This is a genomic window from Limosilactobacillus avium, assembly GCF_947381485.1.
Taxonomy (GTDB): domain Bacteria; phylum Bacillota; class Bacilli; order Lactobacillales; family Lactobacillaceae; genus Limosilactobacillus; species Limosilactobacillus avium.
This window is the reverse complement of record NZ_CANCWN010000029.1, coordinates 1-23,373: the sequence shown is the minus strand read 5'-3', so window position 1 is coordinate 23,373 and position 23,373 is coordinate 1. Positions and strand designations below refer to the sequence as shown.

At 47.4% G+C, this 23,373-nt stretch carries 25 protein-coding genes, 1 tRNA gene and 1 pseudogene; 22 read left to right on the top strand and 5 right to left on the bottom strand.

What is annotated here, in order from left to right:
• The first annotated feature begins 157 nt into the window (after positions 1-157).
• The 7 genes from QOS01_RS08580 (at position 158) to QOS01_RS08550 (ending at position 5,247) form a co-directional block, all read left to right on the top strand.
• On the top strand, positions 158-325 hold the full coding sequence (locus tag QOS01_RS08580) for a hypothetical protein (RefSeq protein ID WP_283621984.1): 168 nt from the start codon (positions 158-160) through the stop codon (positions 323-325).
• A gap of 232 nt (positions 326-557) precedes the next feature.
• The gene (locus tag QOS01_RS08575) at positions 558-758 is read left to right on the top strand and encodes a hypothetical protein (protein ID WP_283621983.1); all 201 of its coding nucleotides are present in this window, start codon (positions 558-560) and stop codon (positions 756-758) included.
• Positions 759-810: 52 nt separating this feature from the next.
• Positions 811-1,122, top strand: a complete 312-nt coding sequence (locus tag QOS01_RS08570; protein ID WP_283621982.1) for an MGMT family protein — start codon at positions 811-813, stop codon at positions 1,120-1,122.
• The gene (locus QOS01_RS08565) at positions 1,085-1,993 is read left to right on the top strand and encodes a prolyl-tRNA synthetase associated domain-containing protein (RefSeq protein WP_283621981.1); all 909 of its coding nucleotides are present in this window, start codon (positions 1,085-1,087) and stop codon (positions 1,991-1,993) included. The genes QOS01_RS08570 and QOS01_RS08565 overlap by 38 nt, the downstream gene beginning before the upstream one ends.
• Before the next feature lie 138 nt (positions 1,994-2,131).
• Complete coding sequence (locus tag QOS01_RS08560) at positions 2,132-3,667, top strand: glutamate--cysteine ligase (RefSeq protein ID WP_283621980.1); 1,536 nt, start codon at positions 2,132-2,134, stop codon at positions 3,665-3,667.
• A 73-nt stretch (positions 3,668-3,740) separates the two neighbouring features.
• Positions 3,741-4,682: a lactate/malate family dehydrogenase gene (locus QOS01_RS08555; protein ID WP_283621979.1), complete on the top strand. Its 942-nt coding sequence runs from the start codon at positions 3,741-3,743 to the stop codon at positions 4,680-4,682.
• A complete protein-coding gene (locus QOS01_RS08550) occupies positions 4,672-5,247 on the top strand; it encodes an LOG family protein (protein ID WP_283621978.1) in 576 nt (191 codons plus the stop codon). Before QOS01_RS08555 ends, QOS01_RS08550 begins: the two co-directional genes overlap by 11 nt.
• A 40-nt stretch (positions 5,248-5,287) precedes the next feature.
• Here the strand turns inward: QOS01_RS08550 and QOS01_RS08545 are convergent, their stop codons facing one another.
• Entirely contained in the window at positions 5,288-5,650 is a 363-nt protein-coding gene (locus tag QOS01_RS08545) for a DUF4828 domain-containing protein (RefSeq protein WP_283621977.1), read from the bottom strand.
• Between the two features lie 165 nt (positions 5,651-5,815).
• Here QOS01_RS08545 and QOS01_RS08540 point away from each other — a divergent pair, with 165 nt between their 5' ends.
• The 4 genes from QOS01_RS08540 to wecB all read left to right on the top strand — a co-directional run bounded on the left by QOS01_RS08540 (position 5,816) and on the right by wecB (position 9,516).
• Positions 5,816-6,835: a Gfo/Idh/MocA family protein gene (locus tag QOS01_RS08540; RefSeq protein ID WP_047770126.1), complete on the top strand. Its 1,020-nt coding sequence runs from the start codon at positions 5,816-5,818 to the stop codon at positions 6,833-6,835.
• Positions 6,836-6,846: 11 nt separating this feature from the next.
• Positions 6,847-8,151 (top strand): DEAD/DEAH box helicase, encoded by a 1,305-nt coding sequence (locus QOS01_RS08535; protein WP_283621976.1) that lies wholly within the window; start codon positions 6,847-6,849, stop codon positions 8,149-8,151.
• A gap of 54 nt (positions 8,152-8,205) precedes the next feature.
• A tRNA-Arg gene (locus QOS01_RS08530) sits at positions 8,206-8,278 on the top strand.
• Positions 8,279-8,382: 104 nt separating this feature from the next.
• Positions 8,383-9,516, top strand: coding sequence for a non-hydrolyzing UDP-N-acetylglucosamine 2-epimerase (gene wecB, locus QOS01_RS08525; RefSeq protein ID WP_283621975.1), 1,134 nt, complete (start codon positions 8,383-8,385; stop codon positions 9,514-9,516).
• A 56-nt stretch (positions 9,517-9,572) separates the two neighbouring features.
• Here wecB and QOS01_RS08520 read toward each other — a convergent pair whose 3' ends face one another.
• Both QOS01_RS08520 and QOS01_RS08515 read right to left on the bottom strand, forming a co-directional pair.
• Positions 9,573-10,010, bottom strand: a complete 438-nt coding sequence (locus QOS01_RS08520; protein ID WP_283621974.1) for a GtrA family protein — start codon at positions 10,008-10,010, stop codon at positions 9,573-9,575.
• Positions 10,003-10,464: a flavodoxin gene (locus QOS01_RS08515; protein WP_283621986.1), complete on the bottom strand. Its 462-nt coding sequence runs from the start codon at positions 10,462-10,464 to the stop codon at positions 10,003-10,005. The genes QOS01_RS08520 and QOS01_RS08515 overlap by 8 nt, the downstream gene beginning before the upstream one ends.
• Positions 10,465-10,571: 107 nt before the next feature.
• Between QOS01_RS08515 and map the strand changes: the two genes are divergently transcribed.
• The 4 genes and pseudogenes from map (at position 10,572) to QOS01_RS08490 (ending at position 16,106) form a co-directional block, all read left to right on the top strand.
• Complete coding sequence (gene map, locus QOS01_RS08510; RefSeq protein ID WP_283621973.1) at positions 10,572-11,426, top strand: type I methionyl aminopeptidase; 855 nt, start codon at positions 10,572-10,574, stop codon at positions 11,424-11,426.
• 404 nt (positions 11,427-11,830) lie between these two features.
• The gene (gene yjeM / locus QOS01_RS08505) at positions 11,831-13,336 is read left to right on the top strand and encodes a glutamate/gamma-aminobutyrate family transporter YjeM (RefSeq protein WP_283621972.1); all 1,506 of its coding nucleotides are present in this window, start codon (positions 11,831-11,833) and stop codon (positions 13,334-13,336) included.
• 169 nt (positions 13,337-13,505) lie between these two features.
• Positions 13,506-15,183, top strand: a pseudogene (locus tag QOS01_RS10835) (IS1182 family transposase).
• Positions 15,184-15,212: 29 nt separating this feature from the next.
• A complete protein-coding gene (locus QOS01_RS08490) occupies positions 15,213-16,106 on the top strand; it encodes a YihY/virulence factor BrkB family protein (protein ID WP_283621970.1) in 894 nt (297 codons plus the stop codon).
• A gap of 71 nt (positions 16,107-16,177) precedes the next feature.
• On the opposite strand, the gene QOS01_RS08485 is transcribed toward QOS01_RS08490, so the two are convergent.
• Together QOS01_RS08485 and QOS01_RS08480 are read right to left on the bottom strand one after the other, a co-directional pair.
• A complete protein-coding gene (locus tag QOS01_RS08485; RefSeq protein ID WP_283621969.1) occupies positions 16,178-16,423 on the bottom strand; it encodes a DUF2922 domain-containing protein in 246 nt (81 codons plus the stop codon).
• Positions 16,424-16,446: 23 nt separating this feature from the next.
• Positions 16,447-16,662, bottom strand: coding sequence for a DUF1659 domain-containing protein (locus QOS01_RS08480; protein ID WP_283621968.1), 216 nt, complete (start codon positions 16,660-16,662; stop codon positions 16,447-16,449).
• Between the two features lie 99 nt (positions 16,663-16,761).
• On the opposite strand from QOS01_RS08480, the gene recX reads away from it, so the two are divergent.
• The 7 genes from recX (at position 16,762) to QOS01_RS08445 (ending at position 22,940) form a co-directional block, all read left to right on the top strand.
• Positions 16,762-17,562: a recombination regulator RecX gene (gene recX / locus QOS01_RS08475; RefSeq protein WP_283621967.1), complete on the top strand. Its 801-nt coding sequence runs from the start codon at positions 16,762-16,764 to the stop codon at positions 17,560-17,562.
• 59 nt (positions 17,563-17,621) lie between these two features.
• Entirely contained in the window at positions 17,622-18,266 is a 645-nt protein-coding gene (locus QOS01_RS08470; protein ID WP_283621966.1) for a sugar transferase, read from the top strand.
• Positions 18,267-18,287: 21 nt separating this feature from the next.
• The gene (locus QOS01_RS08465; protein ID WP_283621965.1) at positions 18,288-19,049 is read left to right on the top strand and encodes a DUF4422 domain-containing protein; all 762 of its coding nucleotides are present in this window, start codon (positions 18,288-18,290) and stop codon (positions 19,047-19,049) included.
• A gap of 19 nt (positions 19,050-19,068) precedes the next feature.
• Entirely contained in the window at positions 19,069-19,998 is a 930-nt protein-coding gene (locus QOS01_RS08460) for a glycosyltransferase family 2 protein (protein WP_283621964.1), read from the top strand.
• A gap of 461 nt (positions 19,999-20,459) precedes the next feature.
• Positions 20,460-21,227 carry a glycosyltransferase gene (locus QOS01_RS08455; RefSeq protein ID WP_283621963.1) on the top strand — a complete coding sequence of 256 codons (768 nt, stop codon included), beginning with the start codon at positions 20,460-20,462 and terminating at the stop codon, positions 21,225-21,227.
• Positions 21,228-21,268: 41 nt separating this feature from the next.
• Positions 21,269-22,039 (top strand): glycosyltransferase, encoded by a 771-nt coding sequence (locus QOS01_RS08450; protein WP_283621962.1) that lies wholly within the window; start codon positions 21,269-21,271, stop codon positions 22,037-22,039.
• A 19-nt stretch (positions 22,040-22,058) separates the two neighbouring features.
• The gene (locus QOS01_RS08445; protein ID WP_283621961.1) at positions 22,059-22,940 is read left to right on the top strand and encodes a glycosyltransferase family 2 protein; all 882 of its coding nucleotides are present in this window, start codon (positions 22,059-22,061) and stop codon (positions 22,938-22,940) included.
• Positions 22,941-23,373: the final 433 nt, after the last annotated feature.

Genomic DNA, 23,373 nt, shown 5'->3' with positions numbered 1-23,373 from the left:
GTGTGGTAACACCATTAAAGACCTTGATGGTTTTTTCTGTCCACTTAAATGTTCAACTTAAATTTTACAATCTGCCATTTTGAAAATAGGGTATGCTAGCTCTTCAGAACTACAAAATTATAATCATAAATTTAATATTCGTATGAATACATTTCTTATGTTAGAGGCAGATCAAACTTTAGCAGAAAATAAAACTATGCAACTGATACAAAAGATCATTGAAATGTATGAAATTATTGCTGAACCTGCTAGCTTAAAGGATGTTTGCTATATAGAAGGAAAAAAGAAAAGAAAACTATTTCTAAATCCGTGTCGTATTCTGTAAATATTCATTTGTTAATTCTAATTACTTTACCATCTTTGAACACAAACGCAATGGAGTGGGTGCATTAATAAGGACCTTTAAGTTAATCCCCATGTGTATGGGGGGAATCCCTAATACTACTTCGATTGATTCTTTAATATTTCATAATCCCCATATATATGGGGGAATTATTGATGCATGATAAAGTACAATTTTCAATTTAATGAAGAGTAGTTGTGAGGAGAGACAATTCTTGAAAGAAAAAGTTACTGCATTCTATAGAAGCAAATACTTTATTCCCGCTGTGGCGTTAGTTTTATTTATAATCGCTACAGCGGTTATTTACTTTGTACTTGAAGAGCTAAAGTTGTGGTTTGCCTTATTCTTAATACTTTCCTTTATTGCTTTTGTAAAAGTGACTACTTTTCTCTTGAAATTATTTTTCACTTATTAATAGAAAATATATTACGGACTTTTATAAGCAAATCCTAAAAGGGAGGTGCCCCATGGCAGCCAAATTAGACAAGCAATTCACTCAGGACGTCCTCAACACAGTGGACCTAATCCCGTGCGGGCGAGTCACGACCTATGGCCAGATTGCCCGCATGATTTGCCGCCCGCGTAACGCCCGCCTCGTTGGTAAGGCACTGGGTAAATTTGGCGGATGCGGTAAGCATCCCTGCCACCGGGTAGTCACGGCAAACGGTCGGTTGGCGCCTGGCTGGATTGACCAGCGGCCCATGCTAGAAGCGGAGGGGGTGCCGTTCAAAGATGCGACCCATGTCGACATTCGAAAATGCTTTTGGCGCGGCATCTAGTTCCCGCAAGCTGGCTCCGTGGCCAATCCCGTGCCATGCTACCGCCCAGCGCCAAGCCAAAAATGGCTACGTCCAGGTCAAATACACCTGGGTAGTGGCCGGCTGGCATTACGAAGCCCGCTGGCATAGTCGGGTCCCCACCGCTCAAATCATCACCTATCCAAGCTGGCAACTCGACCGGATCCATCCCGGAAAGGGCTACGGCAAAGATGCTGCTCCCAGAAGGGCCCAAACCCTTGTCGGTGACCATTGGCTTGCTACGTCCCGTGTCCGCTACCTTATCCAGCAGGCTGCAAACAACCCAACTCCCGCAGCCCAAAGCTTTGTACGCGCGGTCCATCTACCAGCAGTCGTCACATATTTCCCGGGAAATAATCAGGAGGTTCCAGCAATGACTAATCAAATCCTAATATTATTGAAAGAACGACAGATTCCTTACCAATTGATTAACCATCCCCCGGTCTACACAGCCGCGGAAGCTGACCAATATGTCAACGGCTACACCTTTGCACGCGCCAAAAACCTCTTTCTGCACAGCCGGCAGGGCTTCTTTCTTATTATGCTTCCTGATAGCCAACGCTTGAACATGCGTCAGTTGAAAAAGCAGTTGGACACATCGCGACTCTCTTTTGCGCGCCCAGATGAGTTGAAAAAAATCCTTGCCATCGCCCCCGGGGCTGTATCTCCTTTTAATCTTATCAACGACCGCGACCACCAGGTTACCTTGGTCGTTGCGCGGCAGCTTCTCGAGTCGAATCTACCGCTTGGTTGTCACCCCAACGACAACACTAAAACGGTAATCATTCCCGTCGACCGCCTCCTTAACCTCGTCAAGGAGTGGGGCAACCCCGTGCAAATTCTGGACTTGTAGGATCTTCTGCAGGCACTTTTAACGACTAATACCGGCACCTAGTAAGACAATTTATTGACATTGTTTCTAAAAAGATTGCCCATTATGTTCCAAAAGTGTTAGAGTGAGAATGATATATTATGATTGGGAGGATGCTAGATGGCTGATAAATATGACCAAATCAAGTCAGCTTTGAAAGAGCCCGAACTGAACGCCAAAATGTTTGCCTGCCAGTTCGGCTTAGAAGCTAAAAAGCATCGTGTGTTGACGAACGGCCGGGCCAGTCGGTACCCATATCCGGCTAATCTGCGGTCACGTCAATACAACATTTACCTGAATTCAGGATTTACCGATGACATGATTGACTTTGAGACACCACCGGTAGTGGGGAGCCGCCATGCGGTTACTCACTTGAAGATGCTGGAACAGATTATGATTGAGCAGCTTCACAGCGATGAGCGCCTGTGGCCACTTAGCATGGCCCCCGCGCCGGTCTACCAACACGACATGGACTACCTGAAGGACGCCTACTCCAAGCCGTGGGCCCAGGCCGACCATGATTACCTGGGAAATAAATATGGGGTTGCCAAGGAAATCATGGGTGATGTCCACATCAACTTTGGCTTGGATAGTGACCTCGTATCAACGCTCTACCAGCGTTTCTACACTGACGAGTACGATAATGAGGTTGCCTTCCGCAACCACCTCTACTTCAAGCTCGCCCAGGCCTACTACCTCTACCAATGGCTGTTCACCTACCTGTACGGGGCCAGCCCAGTTGCCGAGAACATGCCGCAGAGCTTCCCGGACAATATCGAACTCCCGGTCCGGAGCATTCGGGCCAGTGAGTACGGGGACGATAACAAGGCCAGTGAACGGATTACCTACAACTCTCTCGAAGAGCACGTTGACCAGCTGCAGGAGTACGTCGACAACGGAACCTTCTACAGCCTCAAGGAATTCTTCGGGCCCGTCCGCCTTCGTCACCACGACCAGGACATGCGGGACCTGCGGGGGGCAATGGCTGCCGGCATTGACTACCTCGAATTCCGAAACTTCGACCTTGACCCGCTCTCCCGGACAGGAATCAGTGATGATACCCTGAACTTCTTGGAGCTCCTCTTGTTAGACGCCATCGTCTCACCCCTTCCGGATGACTTGACGACCCGTCTGGCAAAGGCGCGTGAACTGAATAACGAGGTCGCCCTGCAGAAGCCGACGGATGAGACCGACTGGATGAAGGACGCTGCCAACAAGCTGATTGACGAGCTCCAGGCCTTCGTGGAAGAGTTCAACGCTCCGCGGGAGTACAAGCTAGCGTTGACCTTTGCTAAGCGGCGGGTGGAAGACCCGGCCCTGACCATCAGTGGTCAATTGGCTGACCGGATTGAAAATGGGAACCTCCTGTCATTCGGCTTGAAGATTGCGAACGACCGGTACACTAACAATATCAACTACCAGCACCCGCTCCAGGCCATCAGCAAGGACTACTCGGATGACGTCCAGCGCCTGTTGCGGGCAGCAATCGAGCTGGGGGTTCATTTTGAATTACAGCCAGATATGGTCACCCTCTATGTGGGGGGCCATAAGGAAATGTACCAGGCAGAAGAACCCCTCGACTTTAGTAAGGGCCCACGGGAATTTGTCTTGAACGCCTTCCCCGAAGCTCAGAAGTTGCAGGAACCACAAGAATAAATATCCTAAAATAATAAGCGGAGGTTGGCGCAGACAGCGTCAGCCTCTCCTTTGTAATTAGCGAGGTGCAGGCATGAGAAAAATTGGAATTATTGGATTAGGCCACGTGGGGCGCCTCCTGGCAAATGAACTGGCGGTCACTGGCGAAGCGGACGAGTTGGTCCTGATCGACCAGGATGACGACCGCGCCTTAGCAGTACAAACTGACCTGGCGGACGCGGCCACGGCCAGCGCCCACCACCTAAAAATCACCATCCAGGACTATGCGGCGCTTGGTGGGGCCCAAGTCATTGTCGTGGCGGTCGGCAAGAGTGCCTTGGCTAAGGAACAGCCGATGGCCGAACTCACCACCAGCGGCCAGGCAGTAAGAGAAATCGCCCCGCAAATCAAGGCCAGCGGCTTTCAGGGAATCGTCCTCAACCTGACCGACCCGAACGAGGCCATCACCGCCTTCCTCCAGCAGGAACTACTCCTGCCACCCAAGCAGGTGATTGGCCTAGGAACGGTGGTCGATACTGCCCGGATGCGGCGGGCAGTGGCCCACGCGTCCCACTTGTCCGCCGCCAATGTGACCGGCTTTGTCTACGGCCAGCATAACGGCCGGCAGAGCTTTGCCTGGTCCACTGTCCGGGTTAACGGCCAGGGGATCGGTGAATCCATCAATGGTCACCGGCTGGACGAGAGCCAGCTCAAGGTTCAGGCAGATCTCAGTGGTTGGTACACCCTGAAGGGACTGGGCTACAACGCTAGTGCGGCGGTTGCCTGGGCCCGGCGGATTATCCAGGCGATCTTTACCGATGAGCAGTTGGCCTTGCCGGTGGCCATCTTCCAGCCGCAGTATTCGATCTACGTAAGTTTTCCGGCACTAATTGGGCGCCAGGGTGTGGGGAACCTGTTGCTGCTCAAGTTATACCCGGTTGAAGAGATGGCCGTTAAGACCGCCGCGGCTGATATCAAACAGCAGTTGGCGGCACTTCAAGAATTAAGCAAAGAGGGGAAAGTAGATGACAATTAACAAGTTAGCAGTTTACTGTGGAGCCTTAGAAGGCAAGGACAAGCACTACATGGTGGAGGCGGAAAAGCTCGGCGAGTGGCTGGCCGCCCACCAGATTGACCTGGTCTATGGCGGTGGCCGTCACGGCCTGATGGGGGCAATTGCCCGGGGGACCCTCCTGAATGGCGGTCAGGTCCACAGCGTGATTACCCAGGAACTGTACGACCGCGGCGTGGCCTTGGACGGGGTCACGGACCGGCAGATCGTTGCCAACATGGACATCCGTAAGGAAAAGATGATGAACCTGGCGGATGGGATGCTGGCCTTTCCCGGCGGCGTAGGGACCCTGGAAGAGATTAGCCAGGCGGCCTCCTGGGTCACAATCGGTGATAATAAAAAGCCAGTTGCCTTTTACAATTACCGCGGTTACTACGATAATCTGCAAAAGCAACTGGTTGAGATGACTAAGGCCGGCTTTTTGGAGGAGGAATATCTGAAGAGTCTGTACTTTGGGGATGACCTGGGCACGATCATTAAATTCATGAATGACTACCAGGCCCCGCACCACCGCACCTACGACAAATAAATTTTAAAATAAAAAACGCTGTGTTACAGCGCTCCAATAATTATTGAACTGGTTGAATTGTGTAAACCTGGTCGTCAGCCTCATCGGAAAGGGAAACTGGCCGTTGTTCATTGGCTCGAATCGTTATGTGGTAACCAAACTTATCAAGGAATACTAATTTGTCATTCTTAATTTGTTGAACAGTTGCCGGAATTATCTGATTGTCGATGCCCAATTTAAGTTCAGGAGAAATGGTGATTTTATGGGATCGATTGCGTTCCTTGTCATAATATTTCCAAGTACCAGTGTAAAAAATTGGTAGCGCTGTTGTCGTGCTACTCTTCTTTGCGCGGCTGAACCCGAAGGTACTGCTGAGTCCAGCCATAAGTCCCGCGCCGAAAAGTAACATTCCCTTTTTCTTCATATTCCATCGATCTCCTCAATTAAGTATGTGATAAGTCATTTAACTTCCATGCTTATTATACACACATTTGTGTTATGGGAAGATTTCAATTCTGTTAAAAAGCCGCAATAATTGGTAAAATTAGTTGTAACAATCGTATTTATATTTAAAGGAGAGAATTGCATTATGCTCAAGTTAGGAATTATCGGAACTCACATTATCACTGATCAGATGTTAGACGCCGCTAAGACTACTGGCAAGTATAAGCTGACGGCCGTTTATTCACGGACGATGGACCGGGCCAAGGAATATGGCCAGCCATATGGCGCCACCGAATTCTACGACGACCTCGACAAGTTCTTCACTGAAGGGGACTTTGACGTAGTTTACGTTGCTTCACCAAACAGCCTCCACTACCAACAGGTCCGCAAGGCAATCGAAAACGATAAGTTCATCATCGTTGAAAAGCCGTCGTTCGCTAATCCTGACGAATTCAGCGCCATCGAATCCCTCCTTGCTGCCCACCCGAAGGCCCGCTTAGTCGAAGCCGCCCGGCACATCCATACGCCGCTTTACAAGAAGGCCGCTGAAAAGGTTGCCGAGATGAAGGAAAACCACTGCCAAGGGGCCACAATTACGGTGATGAAGTACTCATCCCGTTACGATAAGGTCTTAGCTGGTGATAAGCCATATCCAAATATCTTCACTCTCGACTTTGCCGGTGGGGCCCTGATGGACCTGGGAGTTTACGCCGTCTACGGTGCGGTAACCCTCTTCGGTGAACCAAGCACGGTCGTATACTATCCAACCCTTGCGAAGACGGGTGTCGATGCCAAGGGAGTTGCCATCCTTGACTATGACAAGTTCTCCGTTACCCTGAACTTCGGTAAGACCGCTAACTCACACTTGCCATCAGAAGTTTACGGCTTAAAGGACACCCTGGTCTTCGATAGCATCTTCAACACCAAGAAGGTTGTCTACTACGATGCCGACAAGAATGCCCACCCGTTGGACGTCCCGGTTGAAGAAAACTCCATGACCGATGAAATGAACGACTTCGCCGACCTCTTCAACAATCCGGATGACCCAGCCGAAATGAAGAAGTACCAACACTGGATGGACCTGGCACGGACGGTTAACTCCGTCATGTACTCCCTCCGGCAATCAGCTAACTTAGTATTCCCAGCAGACAATGATCAAGAATAGGATGATAGTATTTGATCGAACAATTTAAGGAACATTTTGATAAGCTGTACAAGCAACCAACGGCAATCCAGTCGGCGGTTGAAAAGGCCCTCCAGACCGATAAATCCGTCCTGGGGATTGCCCCGACTGGTTCCGGTAAGACCCTGGCCTTCACCCTGCCGCTTTTGCCCAAGGTGATGCCGGGTTCTGGTACCCAGATCCTGGTCCTCGCTCCATCACAAGAACTGGCCCTCCAGACGGCCCGGGTGATGCGGGAGTGGGGGACAATCATTGGTGTTAAGGTTCAGTCCCTGACTGGGGGCGCTAACCTCCGCCGGCAGGTAATGCACCTGCACAAGCACCCCGATGTCGTCGTCGGGACGCCCGGCCGGGTCCTGCACATGCTGGATAACCACCACCTGAAGCTCGGCCACCTACAAACACTGGTGATCGATGAAGCAGATGACCTCCTGCAAGACGATACCCTGGTATTTGTTGAGGACATTGAGCGGGCGACCCCGCTGACCACCCAGCTGGCCTTCTTCTCGGCCACGATGTCCCCAGTCCTCAACCAGTTGAACGTGATGTTTGGTCGCGACATCGTGACCTTCGATGTCCGTGAGTCCGACCATTCACGCGGTCCTGTCCGCCACGTCTACCTCGCTGCCCGGACGAACGCCCAGAAGACGGCGACCCTCCGGCGGCTAGCTAGCATGAAGGACTTCCGGGCCCTGGTCTTCTTCAATAGTACCCGGACACTTCATTACGCGGCCAGCCGGTTAAAACACGAGCACGTCAATGTCGGCATCCTCGGTGGGCGCCAACGGCAAACCGAGCGGGAAAAGGCAATGCGGATGTTCCGTAAGCGCCAAATTAAGTTGCTCTTAACCACCGATCTGGCGGCCCGGGGGCTGGATATTCCGAAGCTGCCCGGGGTGGTGAACTTTGATTTGCCAACCGCAACCAATACCTACGTCCACAGGGCAGGACGGACCGGCCGGCAGGGTGAACGGGGGATGGTCATTAACCTCGGGGATGACCACGATATCCGTGACCTGCGTAAGCTCGTCAAGGACCTCGACGTGGACATCAAGCACTTCTACATCAGCGAAGACCAGCTGACTGACCAGAAGCCGGTTGCTGGTGAACGGACAGTTCCCTATGTCAAAAAAGCTGACCACCGCCTGCAAAAGAAGCAGCTGACGGGTGAACCGCGGTTGAAGAAGTCGGTGGATAAGACCTTTGCAGGCTTCTCCAAGCCCAAGAAGCACCGTCACAAGAAGAACCGCAAGAATAAGGGAATCCGTCTGAAGCACCGTCGGCAAAATTCAAAATAAAAGAACATTATCGCTTTACCTTCACCAAGGTAAATGCGATAATATTCTTTGTTTGGTCCCATAGCATAATTGGATAGTGCATCCGCCTCCTAAGCGGTCGATTCCGGTTCAAGCCCGGATGGGATCATCATTTTAACCAGCAACCTGGCGAAGAAGTTCCCGGGTTGCTTTTATTTTGCTGAAATATTAGGTGTACAATAATAATGAATTTTATGGAAAGGAGCGAGCTAAGTGCAACCGCCGTATCGAATCATGTTCCTCTTCGGGAGCCGGGCCGAAGCGTTGAAACTAGCACCGGTAATCAAGTTAACCCGGACCGACCCGGACACCTGGCAGCCGTTGGTGGTAACGACCATGCAGCAGAGTCAGCAGGAGGTCCTCCAACAGACACTGGACTACCTGAAGATCAAGCCGGACTTTGACCTGGCCCGGGAAGTCAACCAGACCATAGACCCGGTTGAGGGCTTAAGCTTACTGTTGCACAACCTGAATAACGTCATCAATGCTGGCCAGCCGGACATGCTCCTGGTTGTCGGGGACGCGGCCACCAGCCTGGCCGCCAGTTTGGTGGGCTTTTACCACCACCTGCCGATTGGCCATATCGAAGCGGGGCTGCGGACCCATGACAAGCGGCTGCCGTTTCCGGATGAGATGCACCGCCGGCTGACTGACGACCTCGCTGACCTTTACTTTGCACCGACAACCCATGCGCGTGATAACCTCCTGCTGGAACACCACCCGGCCAAGCAGATCTACGTGACGGGGAACACGGTGATCGACATGGTAAAGCAAACCCTGGCTGGCGACGACAACCCGGCAGCCCTGTTTCCGGAGATCCCAGCGGACCACCACCTGATTATCTTGACGATGGAGCGGCCCGAATACTTTGGTGAACCGATGCGCCAGGTCTTCCACACGGTGCGTGACATTGTGGAGACCAACCCCGATGTTGACCTGGTCTACCCGGTCTTTCCGGACCCAGAGGTAATGGCGATGGCTGAAGAGGTCCTCGGCAAGCATGACCGGGTTCACCTGACCAAGCCCCTGAACCACTCGACCTTCCTCCGCCTGGCGGCCCGGGGAACGCTAATCATTACCGATTCGGGAAGTATCCAGGAAGAAGCGCCCGCCTTGCACACCCCGGTCCTGCTCCTCCGGGAAAAGACGGAGCGGCAAGAGGCGGTTGATGTGGGGGCCGTCAAGATTGTCGGGACGGACCCGACCAGCATCCAGCAGGCCGTTTTTGAATTGCTCAATAACCACCGGAAGTACAAGCGCATGGCAGAAGCGGATAACCCCTTCGGCGATGGGCACGCCAGTGAAAAGATCCTTCAGATTATCCAGGATTACCTGGTAAATAAATAAAATAAGGCCCAAGCAGGGAAGATTCATCCCGAGCTTGGGCCTTATTTACGTAGTAGTTACTTATTTTCAATCTTCTTATTGTTATTAAAGATGAGCCACTTCGAGAAGATGTAGTTAGCAACAACGACGATCACGTTGTCGATAACCTTGACGATGAACTGACCGAGCGGGTCCTTAAAACCGAGCACGGAGATCCCGACAAAGGTAATGACGATATCGATGACCAAAGTCAGGGCCCGGTAGAAGAAGAAGCGGAAAAGCTCGGTGATGAAGTCACTGACGGTGGTGTAATGGGAGCCAAATACCCAGACCTTATTGGTGAAGTAGGCGACCAAAACAGACACGAACCAAGCGATAACCGTGGCAACTTCGTAATTCCAGTGGATCCCGGAACTGAGGATCTGGAAGGTGGCTAGGTTGACAATCGTCGTCACCACACCCCAGAAGAGGTAGGCGACAATCGACTTGTACTTGTCCCACAGTGTCTTAAGCATTCAGTTCTTCCGCCTTTTTAACGAGCTCTGCTGTGAACTGGTCCAGCTTCTTGACGTCTTCACTGTCGGGGGCCAGGTTGATGTGGACGTTTTCGCTGCCCTTAGTTGCCCCAGTGCCGTCAAAGACTTTGCCGAATTCGTCAACTGCCTTGCAGAAGTCGTCACCGTAGAAGGTGTCCCCGGAGCCGGCAACGCCGTAAACCTTGCCGTCCAGTTCTTCTTCTTGCAGGTCGTCGTAGAAGTCCATCCCCTCGTCAGGCAGGGCCCCTTCGTCGTAGGTGTAAGGGCAGACCACGCAGATGTCAACGTCTTCGAAGTCCGCCGGGTCGGCTAAGGAGATTTCGGTGGTTTCAACATCGACGTCGTGGTCGTCTTCCAAAGATTCGGCGATCAGGTCGGCGACATCTTTGTTGTTACCAGTGATGGTTGCGTAAACTACGAGTGCTTTCATTATATATGCCTCCAAATTATTAATCTTTTTTAGTATAGCATGGTTTGGGTGTTTTAGCGGTGACAAGTGGTATACTAATAACGATAGAATGTCAAAAAGGAGATCCGAGAATGATTACATTAAAATCGCCACGTGAAATTGAAGCGATGGAAAAATCTGGTGCGGCCCTTGCCGGCATGCACCTCGGAATTCGCGAGTTTATTAAGCCCGGAATTTCCAGCTGGAAGATTGAAGAATTTGCCCGCAAGTACTTCAAGGCTGCCGGTGCCAAGGCCGAACAAATTGGCTTTGAAGGATACAAGTACGCTACCTGTGTCAGTGTTAACGACGAAATCTGTCACGGTTTCCCCCGCAAAAACCTCATGTTAAAGAAGGGGGACCTGGTCAAGGTCGACACCGTGGTCAGCGTCGACGGCTTCTTTAGTGACTCCTGCTGGTCCTACGCAGTGGGCGAAGTTAAGCCCGAAATTAAGAAGCTGATGGATGTTACCAAGAAGGCGCTCTTCATGGGAATTGACCAGTGTGTTCCCGGCAACCGGATTGGGGACATTGGCGCCGTTATTCAGCACTACACCGAAGACGAAAATGGGTATGGTGATGTCCGGGAGTTTGTTGGGCACGGTATTCAACCAACCATGCACGAAGATCCCATGGTTCCGCACTACGGGGAACACGGCCATGGCCTGCGCCTGAAGAAGGGGATGACCATCACCGTTGAACCAATGATCAACACCGGGACCTGGGAAGCCGACACCAGCGACCCAAGTGGCTGGTTAGCTAAGACGGCCGATGGTGGTTGGAGCTGCCAATACGAACACACCCTGGTTGTTACGGACAAGGGACCAAAGATCCTGACTTCCCAAGACTCTGAAGCGGATGCTAAGTACCTTTACGATGACAACTACGCCAAGTACCTGGAACATTACGGCAAGATTGCCCGGGAAGTTGCGGAACAATTCAAATAATTAATTCAACCTCAGCTGCTGGCTGGGGTTTTGTATTTTAAATCTCACTATCAGGCGGTAACGCCAACTTAACAAAATAAAGCAATTCGATAAATTCTCTTATAATAGTTAAGCAAATATTATCAATTCTCATTATTATGTTACCAAATCCACCCAAATTGTCATTTTGTCCCGATAAATATGCAAGCCAGGTGAATGCATCTTTATACGCACAAAAGCTGAATAATCGCGTTATTTTGTATCACAAATGAATATTTTAGCAAAAATAATTGCATATTTTGATTAGAATTTGATTAAAAAGGCCTGTAAACCCTTCAAATATTCAAAAAGTGAACTATACTTATTTTATTAAATAATTTCTTAGTTTTATTTAAGATTATAAGCATTTATGGAGGAATAGGATATTGGAAGAACAGAGTGGTAATAAAAAAATTATTACTACCTTTGGCCTGGTCACGATGATCATTACCGCCATCTTCGGTTTTGGTAATGTTTCAAACGCCTACTTGCAAATGGGCTACGGTAGTATTATCTGGTACGCACTGGCGGGGATTTGTTTCTTCTTCCCGTGCGGCTTAATGATGGCCGAATACGGCTCGACATTTAAGGACGCCAAAGGGGGGATCTACTCCTGGTTGGCGGGTTCCGTTGGTGAACGGATTGCCTTCATGGGGACCTTCGTTTGGTTAGCATCCTGGATTGTTTGGATGGTTTCCACGGCCTCACGGATTTGGATCACCTTTTCCGCACTGATTTTCGGTAAGGACACGACCCAGCAGTGGCACGCCTTTGGACTGACTTCTACCCAGTTCATCGGGGTGCTGGGGATCATCATGATCCTGGTCGTTACCTTCCTGAGCTCGCGGGGGATGAACTCTATCGCTAAGGTCGGTTCACTCGGTGGGATCTTCACCATCGCCGTTAACATCATCTTCGTGGTTGTCAGCTTCATCGTTTTGATCGCTGACAAGGGTGTCTTGAAGGAACCAATCCATGGTGTCAGCTCCTTCATCACCTCGCCAAACCCACAATTCCAAAGCCCAATTGCTATCATCTCATTCGTGGCTTACGCTATCTTTGCTTACGGGGGGATGGAATCACTGGGGTCCGTTACGGATAGTATGAAGAACCCGGAAAAGACCTTCCCACGGGGCCTGATCATCGCCAGTGTATTCACCATTGGTGCCTATGTCCTGATGATTTTCATGCTCGGTTGGTCCGTCAACTACCAGCACGACCTCACCAAGAGCAGTGTTAACCTGGGGAACGTTACCTACGTGGTCTTCAACTACTTAGGGATCACGATGGGGACCTCCCTTGGCTGGTCACACGCGGCAGCATTGACCTTCGGGGTTGTCATGACTCGGATCGTTGCCTTAGCCCAGACCCTTGGTTTCTTAGGGGCCCTCTTCATCCTGATGTACTCACCAATCAAGGCCTTTATTATTGGTTCTAACCCAGACTTATGGCCAAAAAAGCTTACCAAGCTTAACAAGGCTGACATGCCAGCCAACGCCATGTGGCTGCAAGCCATCGTTGTCTGTGTCATCGTCTTCCTGGTTGCCTTTGGTGGTTCTGCCGCCCAAAAGTTCTACCTGATCCTGACTGATATGGCCAACGTTTCAACCTGTTTCCCATACATTTTCCTGATTGGTGCCTTCCCATTCTTCAAGGCGAAGAAGAACCTGGACCGGCCATTCGTAATCTTCAAGAACCGGTTCTGGACCAACGTCTTGGTTGTCTTTGTGGAACTGATCCTGGCTTGTGGGATCATCTTCACCTTCATGCAACCACTGCTGGAGAAGGATTACCAAACTGCCTTCTGGACACTCGCCGGACCAATCTTCTTTGCCATCGTGGCCCTGGTCTTCTACCAGATTGCGGCCAAGAAGCGGCAGGCTAATAAATAATTTGTTAAAGCAAAACGGGGCTGTGACATAAGTCCCAAATAATTAATGGAGTTAGATGAAATCTTCGGATTTCATTTAACTCCATTTTCCTTTAAAATATTAGTAAAAGAAAAAAGCATCGACCTGGCCGTCGATGCCTCCAAAATACCCTCGAAAGGATACAAAAACATTGGAACCTAATTATAACATCAATCAACTAAGTTTGAACATACCTACCGCTTATGAACCTGAGTTAAATCATCCAGCACATTACATTAATCACTTGGTTGAAAGCTTGGCAGTTCGGCGACCTAATGTCATGGGGCGACCACGAGAATACGATCCACGAATGCTGCTAAAGTTAGTTTTACTGGCTTACAGTTACGGGATCATTTCCTCCAGAAAAATTGAACGCTTTGCTCGTGAAAATATTGTCGCAATGTGGCTAACCCAAGAACAGCGGCCAACTTATCGCACTATTGCTCGCTTCATTGTCTCTCAAGAACTGGAAGATATGATTCAGAGTAGCTTCAAGGAATTTCATGACTATTTGAAGGCTCAGGGAATGATTGATGAGGCTTCATTTATTGATGGAACTAAGATCTTGGCCAACGCGAATAAGTATTCCTTTGTTTGGAAGAAGCGCACTATTAAGTATAGCGAATTAAATGTTGAAAAGGCTCAGAAACTAATTCGTGAAATCAAGCAAGCAGAAGTTAAGATTGATGTTGATGACGATAATTTTGATATTGATCAGCTTGATACGATTATTGCCTTACTTGAACAACGGATTGAAGAGTTGAACCAACGGGTGGCCGAAACCGCAAAAGTTTCGCCCAATCCGGCCAAGCAGGAACGACGTCACGCCAAGAAGTACCTCCATGCTTTAGACCATTGTCGTCAAAAGCATCTTGAATATCAAGCACAATCATAAATTGCTGGTCAACGTAATAGCTATTCCAAGACAGATCATGACGCTACCTTCATGCGCTTAAAGGAAGATCCAATGCGTAATGGCCAAACAAAGCCAGCGTATAATCTTCAAATTATGACTAGTTCACAGTACGTGCTGGGCTATGATCTCATGCAGAACCCAACCGATACCAGAACATTAGTCCCATTCTTGAGTCAGCTCGCCCAGAACGAAGTTTTGGGGCGAGAAATTGTTGCCGATGCTGGTTATGGTTCGGAACGTAACTATAAGTATATTGAGGATGAACTGCCTGATTGCACAGCCTTGATTCCTTACAGCACCATGATCAAAGAAAATAGTCGTAAATGGCGTTCTGATGATCGGAAAGTAATGAACTGGGAATATCATGAGGTTGATGACTACTATATAAACCCACAAGGCGTCCGATTCAACTTCAAACGGTATGCATACCGGAATGACAAGTACAAGTTCCACCGTGATTTCAAAGTGTATCATGCTGAAAAGTACGATGAAAATCATCAGGTCATTCCTCAAGCGTTAACCCCACATGGAAACACCAAGTACATTATGGTGAATCCACAGTGGGAATACTTTAAGTCAAAAGCTCGCGAGTCGCTTTCAAATTCCAACACTTACTCCCGTCGTAAGTATGATGTGGAGACAGTTTTTGGTAATCTGAAGGCTTATTTGGGTTTCAAGAGGTTCACGGTACGTGGCCTCAAGAAAGCTAAAAGACAAATTGGGATTGCCTTAATGGCATTAAACATGAAGAAAATGGCCGGGAGGCCGCCCATTTTCTCAAAATATTTGCCATAATCAAAAAGCTCCATTCGAAATTTTCATCAAATTCCGAATGGAGCTTCTAATTAAGGGGCTTTTTGTCACAACCCCGTTTATTCGTATTATCGTCCACTGCCTATTATTTCTGATATAATGTCCCTATACTATTAAAGGGAGAATACCATGAGTAAGGAACCAGGGAAATTTAAGAATTTCGTGCTGCTCTTGATGCGGCACTTCACCATGGCCCAGATATCAAGTTCGGCCGCCATGTTGGCCTACTATACCTTATTATCGATTTTCCCGGCCGTCCTGGTGGTGGGGAACCTCCTGCCAATGGTGGGACTAGATGCCAACACCGTTTTGGCCTACCTCCAATCGGCAGTTCCCACCTCAGTGTACCAGTTCATCCGGCCCCTGATTTTTGACTTCCTCCGCCGGGGGAGTGGGGGCCTGCTGACGACTGGGGCCCTGATTGCTCTCTGGTCAACCAGTCAGGGAATCGCGGCTTTCCAGCGGTCGGTCAACCTGACCTACGGGGTCGCCCGTAACCAGAACCCGGTGATCAACCGGGTGGTCTCCTTTATCTGGATGATTGTTGTCCTGGTTCTGATTTTCATCATCGTCCTGCTCTACGGTTTTGGTGAACAGGTCCTCAAGAGCATTCAGCCGTTTTTGCGCTTTAACCGGAGTTACATCTACCTGTTTAGCTCACTGCGGTGGCCGGTTACCTTTGCGGTCCTCTTCCTGGCGTTGACCCTGTTGTACTACTTCGTGCCTAACGCCAAGGTCCACCTCCGCTATGCCGTAGCGGGAGCGCTCTTGGCAGCCTTGTTGTGGATGGGACTGTCCCGGCTGTTTTCTTACTACACAATCTTCTTCCGTCACAGTGTGATTTCCTACAAGACGATTGGGGCCTTCATTGCGATGATGATCTGGCTGGACCTGTCCGGCTACGTCATTATGCTGGGGGCAGTACTAAACGCCACCCTCCAGGAGGCTCACGAAGGGGTTTTGCGCGAGCGGGAACACTTCTGGCAGATCATTGATCGCGAGGAGCGGCAAAAACGTAAATAAAAAATGGGCCCCAACGCGGGAAAATTCCGACGTTGGCGCCCAGCTTATCTTATAGGGGGTACCATGCTTTATTAAGCGGCAGGTGCTTCTTTCTTTTCGTCGTTAAAGAGGACGGTGGAGACGGTATCGACGTACTTAGCAGCGATTGGCTTGGCGTAGATATCCTCCTCGTCACCCTTGCTGAAGGCGTGGGCGTTGGCAATCTGTTCCATCGCCTGGCGGACGGCATCGGCGGAGAGGTTTTCACTGGCGTAGCTAAGCTTTAAGAGGTGCTTTTTACCAAGGTTGCCCTTGAAAGTTAAATTAAGAGTTCGCATTTGGAGAAGTTCCTTTCTTTAGTTTATTCTGCGGTAATGAATTGGTCGGTGGTGATCAGGTTAGTGGCGGTGCACTTTTCACCGGTCAGGCTTTCGATGGCGGAGCCAACAATTGCCAGCTGTTCGCCAGAGGCATCTTGGGAGACGTTGTTGAAGAGGCGCTTAATGCCCTTGGGATGCTTGTCCCCGACTAATGTTAACTGGACCTTGGCAGACTTGAATTGACGTTCCATACTCATGTTGAGCACTCCTTTATTGTGTTTTTCATAAGTAGTGGCCACTGCTTACACTTATATAAACGATTCAGAACGAAAAAAATGAAGGGTGAATCTTAAAAAATGGCGAAGATTTCTAAAATTGAGGCACAAAAGCGGCGTGGTCGCTATAATGTCTATGTAGATGGCAAGTACGCCTTTCCCGTGGCGGAGAGCGTCCTAGTGAAGTTCCGCCTGATGAAGGGGATGGAGGTCGATCAGGACCTTATCAAACGGGTCACGACTGCTGACCAACAGGCCCAGGCGTATGCGAAGATTCTCGACTACCTTTCCTACCAGATGCGGAGCGAGAGTGAGGTCGAAAAAAAGCTCCAGGACCTGAAGACACCACCGGAATTCGTGGACCCCATCATGGCCAAGCTCCGGGAACACCGCCTGGTGGACGACCATCAGTACGCGCTCTCGTACGTGCAGACGATGATGACTACCAGCCTGAAGGGCCCGGGTGTCATCCGTCAGCACCTCCGGTTGAAAAAGGTTGGGGAAAACGATATTGACGCGGCCCTGGCCAACTTTACCAGTGCCCAGCAGGTAGAAAATGCCAGTAAGCTTGCCAAGAAGCTGTTCAAGCGCTACCGCAACCAGCCAACCTTTCGCCAGGAGCAGAAGGTGCGGCAGGGGCTGATGACCAAGGGCTACTCCAGTGAACTCTTTGACCAGATTAAGGACCAGGTCGAACCGGTGGCGGACCCGGGCCACCAGGCCGACCTGCTAGCTGCCCAGGCGGAGAAAGTCTGGCACCGTTATCGTCGTTACACAGGACTGGACCGGGAGCGGCGGTTCAAGCAGGCAATGTACCGGAAGGGCTTTGACCTCGATACCGTCCAGCACTGGCTGAGCGAAAACCAGGAGGGACTTTCCTAACGAAGGGAATACTGGTATTATAGGTAGGATATATTACTAAGGTAAAAAGAGAAAAGAAAATGAAGATTCATATTAATGAACAACAACTAAATCATCAGTATGGCTACCGCTTCATCAAACGGCTTTTTGACATCGTTGCTTCATCAATTGCGGTGGTTCTCTTGAGCCCCCTATTCTTGATTATTGCAATCTGCATCAAGATCGATGATCCGAAAGGCCCCGTCTTTTACACCCAAATTCGGGTTGGCAAGGACGGCAAGCATTTCCGGATGTTTAAGTTCCGCTCGATGGTTAATAATGCGGATGAACTGTTGGCAAAGTTGCGGAGTAAAAATGAAGTTAACGGGGCAATGTTTAAGATGAAAAACGATCCACGCATCACGCGAGTGGGTCGTTTTATTCGGAAATATAGCCTTGATGAACTTCCCCAGCTGGTCAACGTGGTCGGCGGTTCGATGAGCATTGTTGGACCCCGGCCGCCGCTGGTCGGCGAAGTTGCCGAATACACTGACTATGATAAGCAACGTCTAATGGTTAAGCCGGGTGCCACGGGGATGTGGCAAGTTGGTGGTCGGAACGACGTTGACTTTGATGAAATGGTCCGCCTTGACCTGACTTACATTCAGGAGCGGTCAATTTGGCTTGACCTGAAGATTATGTTTGAAACGGTAAAAGTAATGATTGTGCCAAATGGCGCGTACTAAGTAATACAAGGAGAAACAAAAGTGGATGTGAAAGTACTTGTCGCAGCGCATAAAAACTATGCAATGCCTAAAGACAGCCTTTATTTGCCTGTTTTTGTAGGGAAGGAAATTCACCCTGATGTTAACCATACATTTCAAGGGGACAACACGGGGGACAACATTTCCGTTAAGAACCCGACCTATAATGAGCTGACGGCTATTTACTGGGGCTGGAAGAACCTAGATCTGGATGCCATGGGGCTAGTCCATTACCGTCGGTACCTTAGCATGAACCACCGCAAGTCGCTCGATGATGTTTTATCTAAGAAACAGGCGGAAGCTCTGCTGGCAGATCATGACATCATTCTGCCACCGAAGCGACGTTACTACATTGAAAGTAATGAGTCACACTACCTGCATGCCCACCATCACGAGCCGTTTGAGGTGATGCGGCAGGTAATTAAGGAGCAGTATCCGGAATACGTGCCGTCGTTTGAGAAGGTCATGAAGCGGACCTGGGCGCACATGTTCAACATGTTCGTGATGAAAAAACAGCCCTTGGATGAGTACTGCACATGGATGTTTGCGGTCCTTGCAGAAGTGGAAAAGCGGACCGATATTAGCAGCTATTCGACCTACGAGAAGCGGGTATACGGCTTTTTGAGTGAGCTACTCTTAGATACCTGGTTGGATAAGAACCCCCAGTACTCAACGGTTGAAGTGAAGTACGTCTTTATGGAACACACCAACTGGTTCAAGAAGGGCGGCAAGTTTATCCTACGTAAGATTACTGGTCACGCTTAAGATAGTAGGGGGATCTGAAGTGGCAAAGTTATCGATTGTTGTACCGTGCTACAACGAAGAGGAGACCGTCCCGTTGTTTTATCCGGCGGTGGAAAAAGTCGTTCAAAAGATGCCGGTTGAGGTTGAATACTGGTTTGTCAACGATGGTTCTGCTGATAACACGCTGGCAGAGATGCGGAAGCTTCACGAAAAGGATCCGGAACGTGTCCACTACGTTTCCTTCTCGCGAAACTTCGGTAAGGAGGCCGGCTTATACGCTGGATTGGAGGCAGCAACCGGCGACTATGTGGTTGTGATGGACGTTGACCTCCAGGACCCACCGCAGTACCTGCCGGAGATGTATGACTATATCTCATCGGGCGAATACGACTGCGTGGGGATGCGGCGGACCGACCGGAAGGGAGAAGCAAAGTTTAAATCTTTCTTAAGTGATCAGTTTTATAATGTGATCAACCGCATTTCTGATACTAAAATTGTTTCGGGAGCACGGGACTACCGAATGATGACCCGGCAAATGGTTGATGCGGTCCTTTCGTTGAAGGAGTATAACCGGTTCTCTAAGGGAATTTTTAACTGGGTTGGTTTTAAAACCAAGTACCTGCCATATAAGAACGTGGAACGGGTTGCTGGAACAACTGATTGGTCGACCTGGAAGTTGTTTAAGTACGCCATTGATGGAATCACTGACTTTTCCGAGGCCCCGCTAGCGATTGCGACTTGGATCGGTGGCTTTTCCGCCTTTATTGCCGTGATTGGTATTATCGTTGTAATTGTGCGCCACTTTATTGCGCCCAACGGTAGTGCGTTCGGTTGGGTATCCTTGGTATGTATTATGCTGTTCATTGGTGGTGTCCAGCTTTTCTGCTTAGGAATCGTCGGTCGTTATATTGGTCGAATTTACATGCAGACTAAGCAACGACCTATCTATATTGTTAAGGAGAAAAAGTAACCATTGTTTTGGGTATTAGCTGTATAAAAGAACAATCAGCAAAAGGCTGGATTACTGCACATTTTATATTCCAAAGTGAGAAGTATACTCATAAAAAGAGAAATTTAAGCAACAAATTCGGCTTTACCAATTAACAAATAATGAATGCATGTAGCTAAAAATTTGATCATTACTAAAAAGTTGTATAGTTATCTGCCTATGTACTTAAGAAATAATATGTAGAGAATTTAATTAATCTTATTGACACTAAGGATTCATAGTGATTGTTAGTTTTAACAATTGGTGCGAAAGTGTAAGGTAAGTGTATTACAGCGGAAAAAGAAAGCCATAGATCAAATACTAAGAAGCATATTGCTATTGGTTTAATGTTAGGTGGCATAATTGGTTTAACTGCTTGCTTTATTGATGAAAACTGGAGTCGATTGATTCATTTTATTACTTTATTAAAAGTGAGGAGAAAAATGCTTAAAGAAAAAACACTATTTTCAATTATAACGATAGTAAACAAAGAGGACGTCTATCAAGGATTTAAGAAAAGCCTTGAGGAACAAGATGGCGTTAATTATGAGTTAGTAAAGGTTAACAATACCAATAATCAGTTTACGTCTGCGCGAGCAGCATACAATAATGCGATGAAAAAAGCACATGGTGATTACTTTGTATTTACCCATCCCGATATGCGATTCTTGGATAATCACTCGCTCCGTGATGCGTTAGACCAAATTACTAAGCTTCAAGACCTTGGTGTGGCAGGAGTCTCTGGCTGCCCATCTGATGTACATCATCATCGCTCAACGCTTGTTACCTCCATTGTTCATGATAATCCGCCGCATCGTTTTGGCACATTGATTGATAGGATTACGGAGGTTCAAACAGTTGATGAATGCTTCTTTGTGATGAAACGTTCTTTTTGTGAGGCTCATCCATTTTCGGATATAAATGGTTGGCATATGTACGCTGTAGAACAATGTCTAGTGGCAATTTTAAACGGGAAAAAGAATTACGTAATACCTGCTAGAATGTGGCACTACTCCACTGGAAGTTCGGAGAATTGGCAATATGTTCAAACTGGTCGAGAGATTGCTAAACGATATGGTAAATATTTCCCAACTATTAGCACAACCATTACAACTTGGTTTACCAGAAATAAGTTAGGTTTACTTATTGAGCCACCACTAAAATTAGTAAAGCATCTGATCTGGCGCAAATTTAAATTGGCAAAGGACTAATTAGGATTTCTAACATCCTTTATGTTATTTAAGGAGAAATTATGTCTGACAAACAAAATTTATTTTCAATAATTACTATTGTAAATAAAGAAGATGTTTACCAAAAATTCAAGGACAATATTGCTGAACAGAAGAAAGTAAACTATGAACTAATTAAGATTAATAATGGAAATAATCAGTTTTCATCAGCTCGTGAAGCTTATAATGGAGCAATTAAAAGAGCTCATGGTAATTATCTAGTTTTCTTGCACCCTGATATGCGTTTTCTAGACGAATATGCTTTGCATGATATTTTTGATCAAATAATCAAAATAAATGATTTTGGTGTAGTAGGTGTTGCAGGATGTCCGTTTGAACTTTATCATCATAAGTCGGTTATTTTAACGACAATGGTTCAAGGCATTCCTTCCTATCACTTCGGAAAGCCAATTACGAAAGCAACTAAAATTCAAACATTGGATGAGTGCTTTTTTGTGATGAAAAAAGCGTTCTGCGAAGCGCATCCATTCTCTGATATTAAGGGATGGCACATGTATGCTGTAGAGCAATGCTTAATAGCTTTAATGAATGGAAAGAATAATTACGTTATTCCAGCACGAGTATGGCACTATTCACCAGGGAATTCAGAAAACTGGCAATACATTCAAACTGGCCGAGAAATCGTTCGTCGCTATGGCAAAGATTTTTCCTCAATTAACACAACGATGACAACCTGGAATACCCATAGTCGATTAAATCTAATTTTTATACCGCCATTGAAGCTAATGAAGCATAAGATTTGGCGTAAGTTTAATTTATCTAAAAAGTCATGATTTGAATGAGGTACTTACGATGAAGAAAGTAGCTGCGGTTGTAGTTACCTATAATCGAAAAGAACTATTAAAAGAATGTATTACTGCATTACTTGCGCAGACATATACTAACTTAGATATATTGATAATTGATAATGCAAGCACAGATGGTACGAAAAGATTAGTGACCGATACATTCGGTACGGAAGTTAGATATGTTAATACCGGTGCCAATTTAGGTGGTGCTGGTGGATTTCAGTTTGGTGTTAAAAAAGCTACTAAGTTAGATTATGATTATCTGTGGCTGATGGATGATGATTCTATTCCGACGCCAGCGGCTCTTGAAGAGTTAATGAAAGCAGCTAAAAAATTAGGAAAATTTGGATTTCTTTCTAGTAAGGTACTTTGGAAGGATCAATCAATTTGTAAGATGAATATTCCCAAAGTATCACTAAATCGAAAACTGAGTAATTTTAGTGGTCATCCGAAACAAATTATTATGGGAACATTCGTCTCTTTTCTTGTTCCTGCTAAGGTTGTTAAAGAGGTTGGCTTACCAATAAAAGAGTTCTTTATCTGGGCTGATGATATTGAGTACTCAAGAAGAATTTCACGAAAATATCCTTCCTATTTTGTGCCAGCAAGTATCATAATTCATAAGTGTAAGTCAAATAATGGAAGCAATATTGTTGATGATACACCGCAACGATTTAATCGCTATAAGTATGCATACCGCAATGAAGTATACGTATATCGTCGGGAAGGCATTCCAGGATGGGTACATTTACTACTAAAAACGATGCTGCATACTGTAAAAGTAATATGTAAGTCACCGAGTTACAAAGGACAGCGATTATCTATTGTTTGGAAATCAACACTAAGTGGGATTAAGTTTAATCCTCCAATTGAATTCGTAAATTAGTTTTCCTAAAGCAAAACTGATTGCAGATACTGATTAGAAGATCATTACGAAATTAAAAGTTAAATAATGATACAAAAATATCAAATTGAAAATTACTGATCATACACTTTCTACAGAGTCTAGTAAAATTTAACCTTTATGTTTTTTAATGAATATAAAGTTATTTAAACGTTATATATGTAATTGAGGATCAAAAGATGCATAAAGAAAATTGGCGAAAAACTAAAGATCCTTTCCGGGTAAAAAAACTAGGTTTCGCATTCTAAATACAGTAAGCAGTCAATAACGACACGTCTAGGCATGGTCAGCCGATCCTCCTATACTAAAATATAAAATTTAGTACAGGAGGATTTTTCTATGGCAGATTGCAAGAAATAACTTGAACGAATTTAATGACGTAGATTAAGCAGGAAGATCTCGATTGGTGTATGCC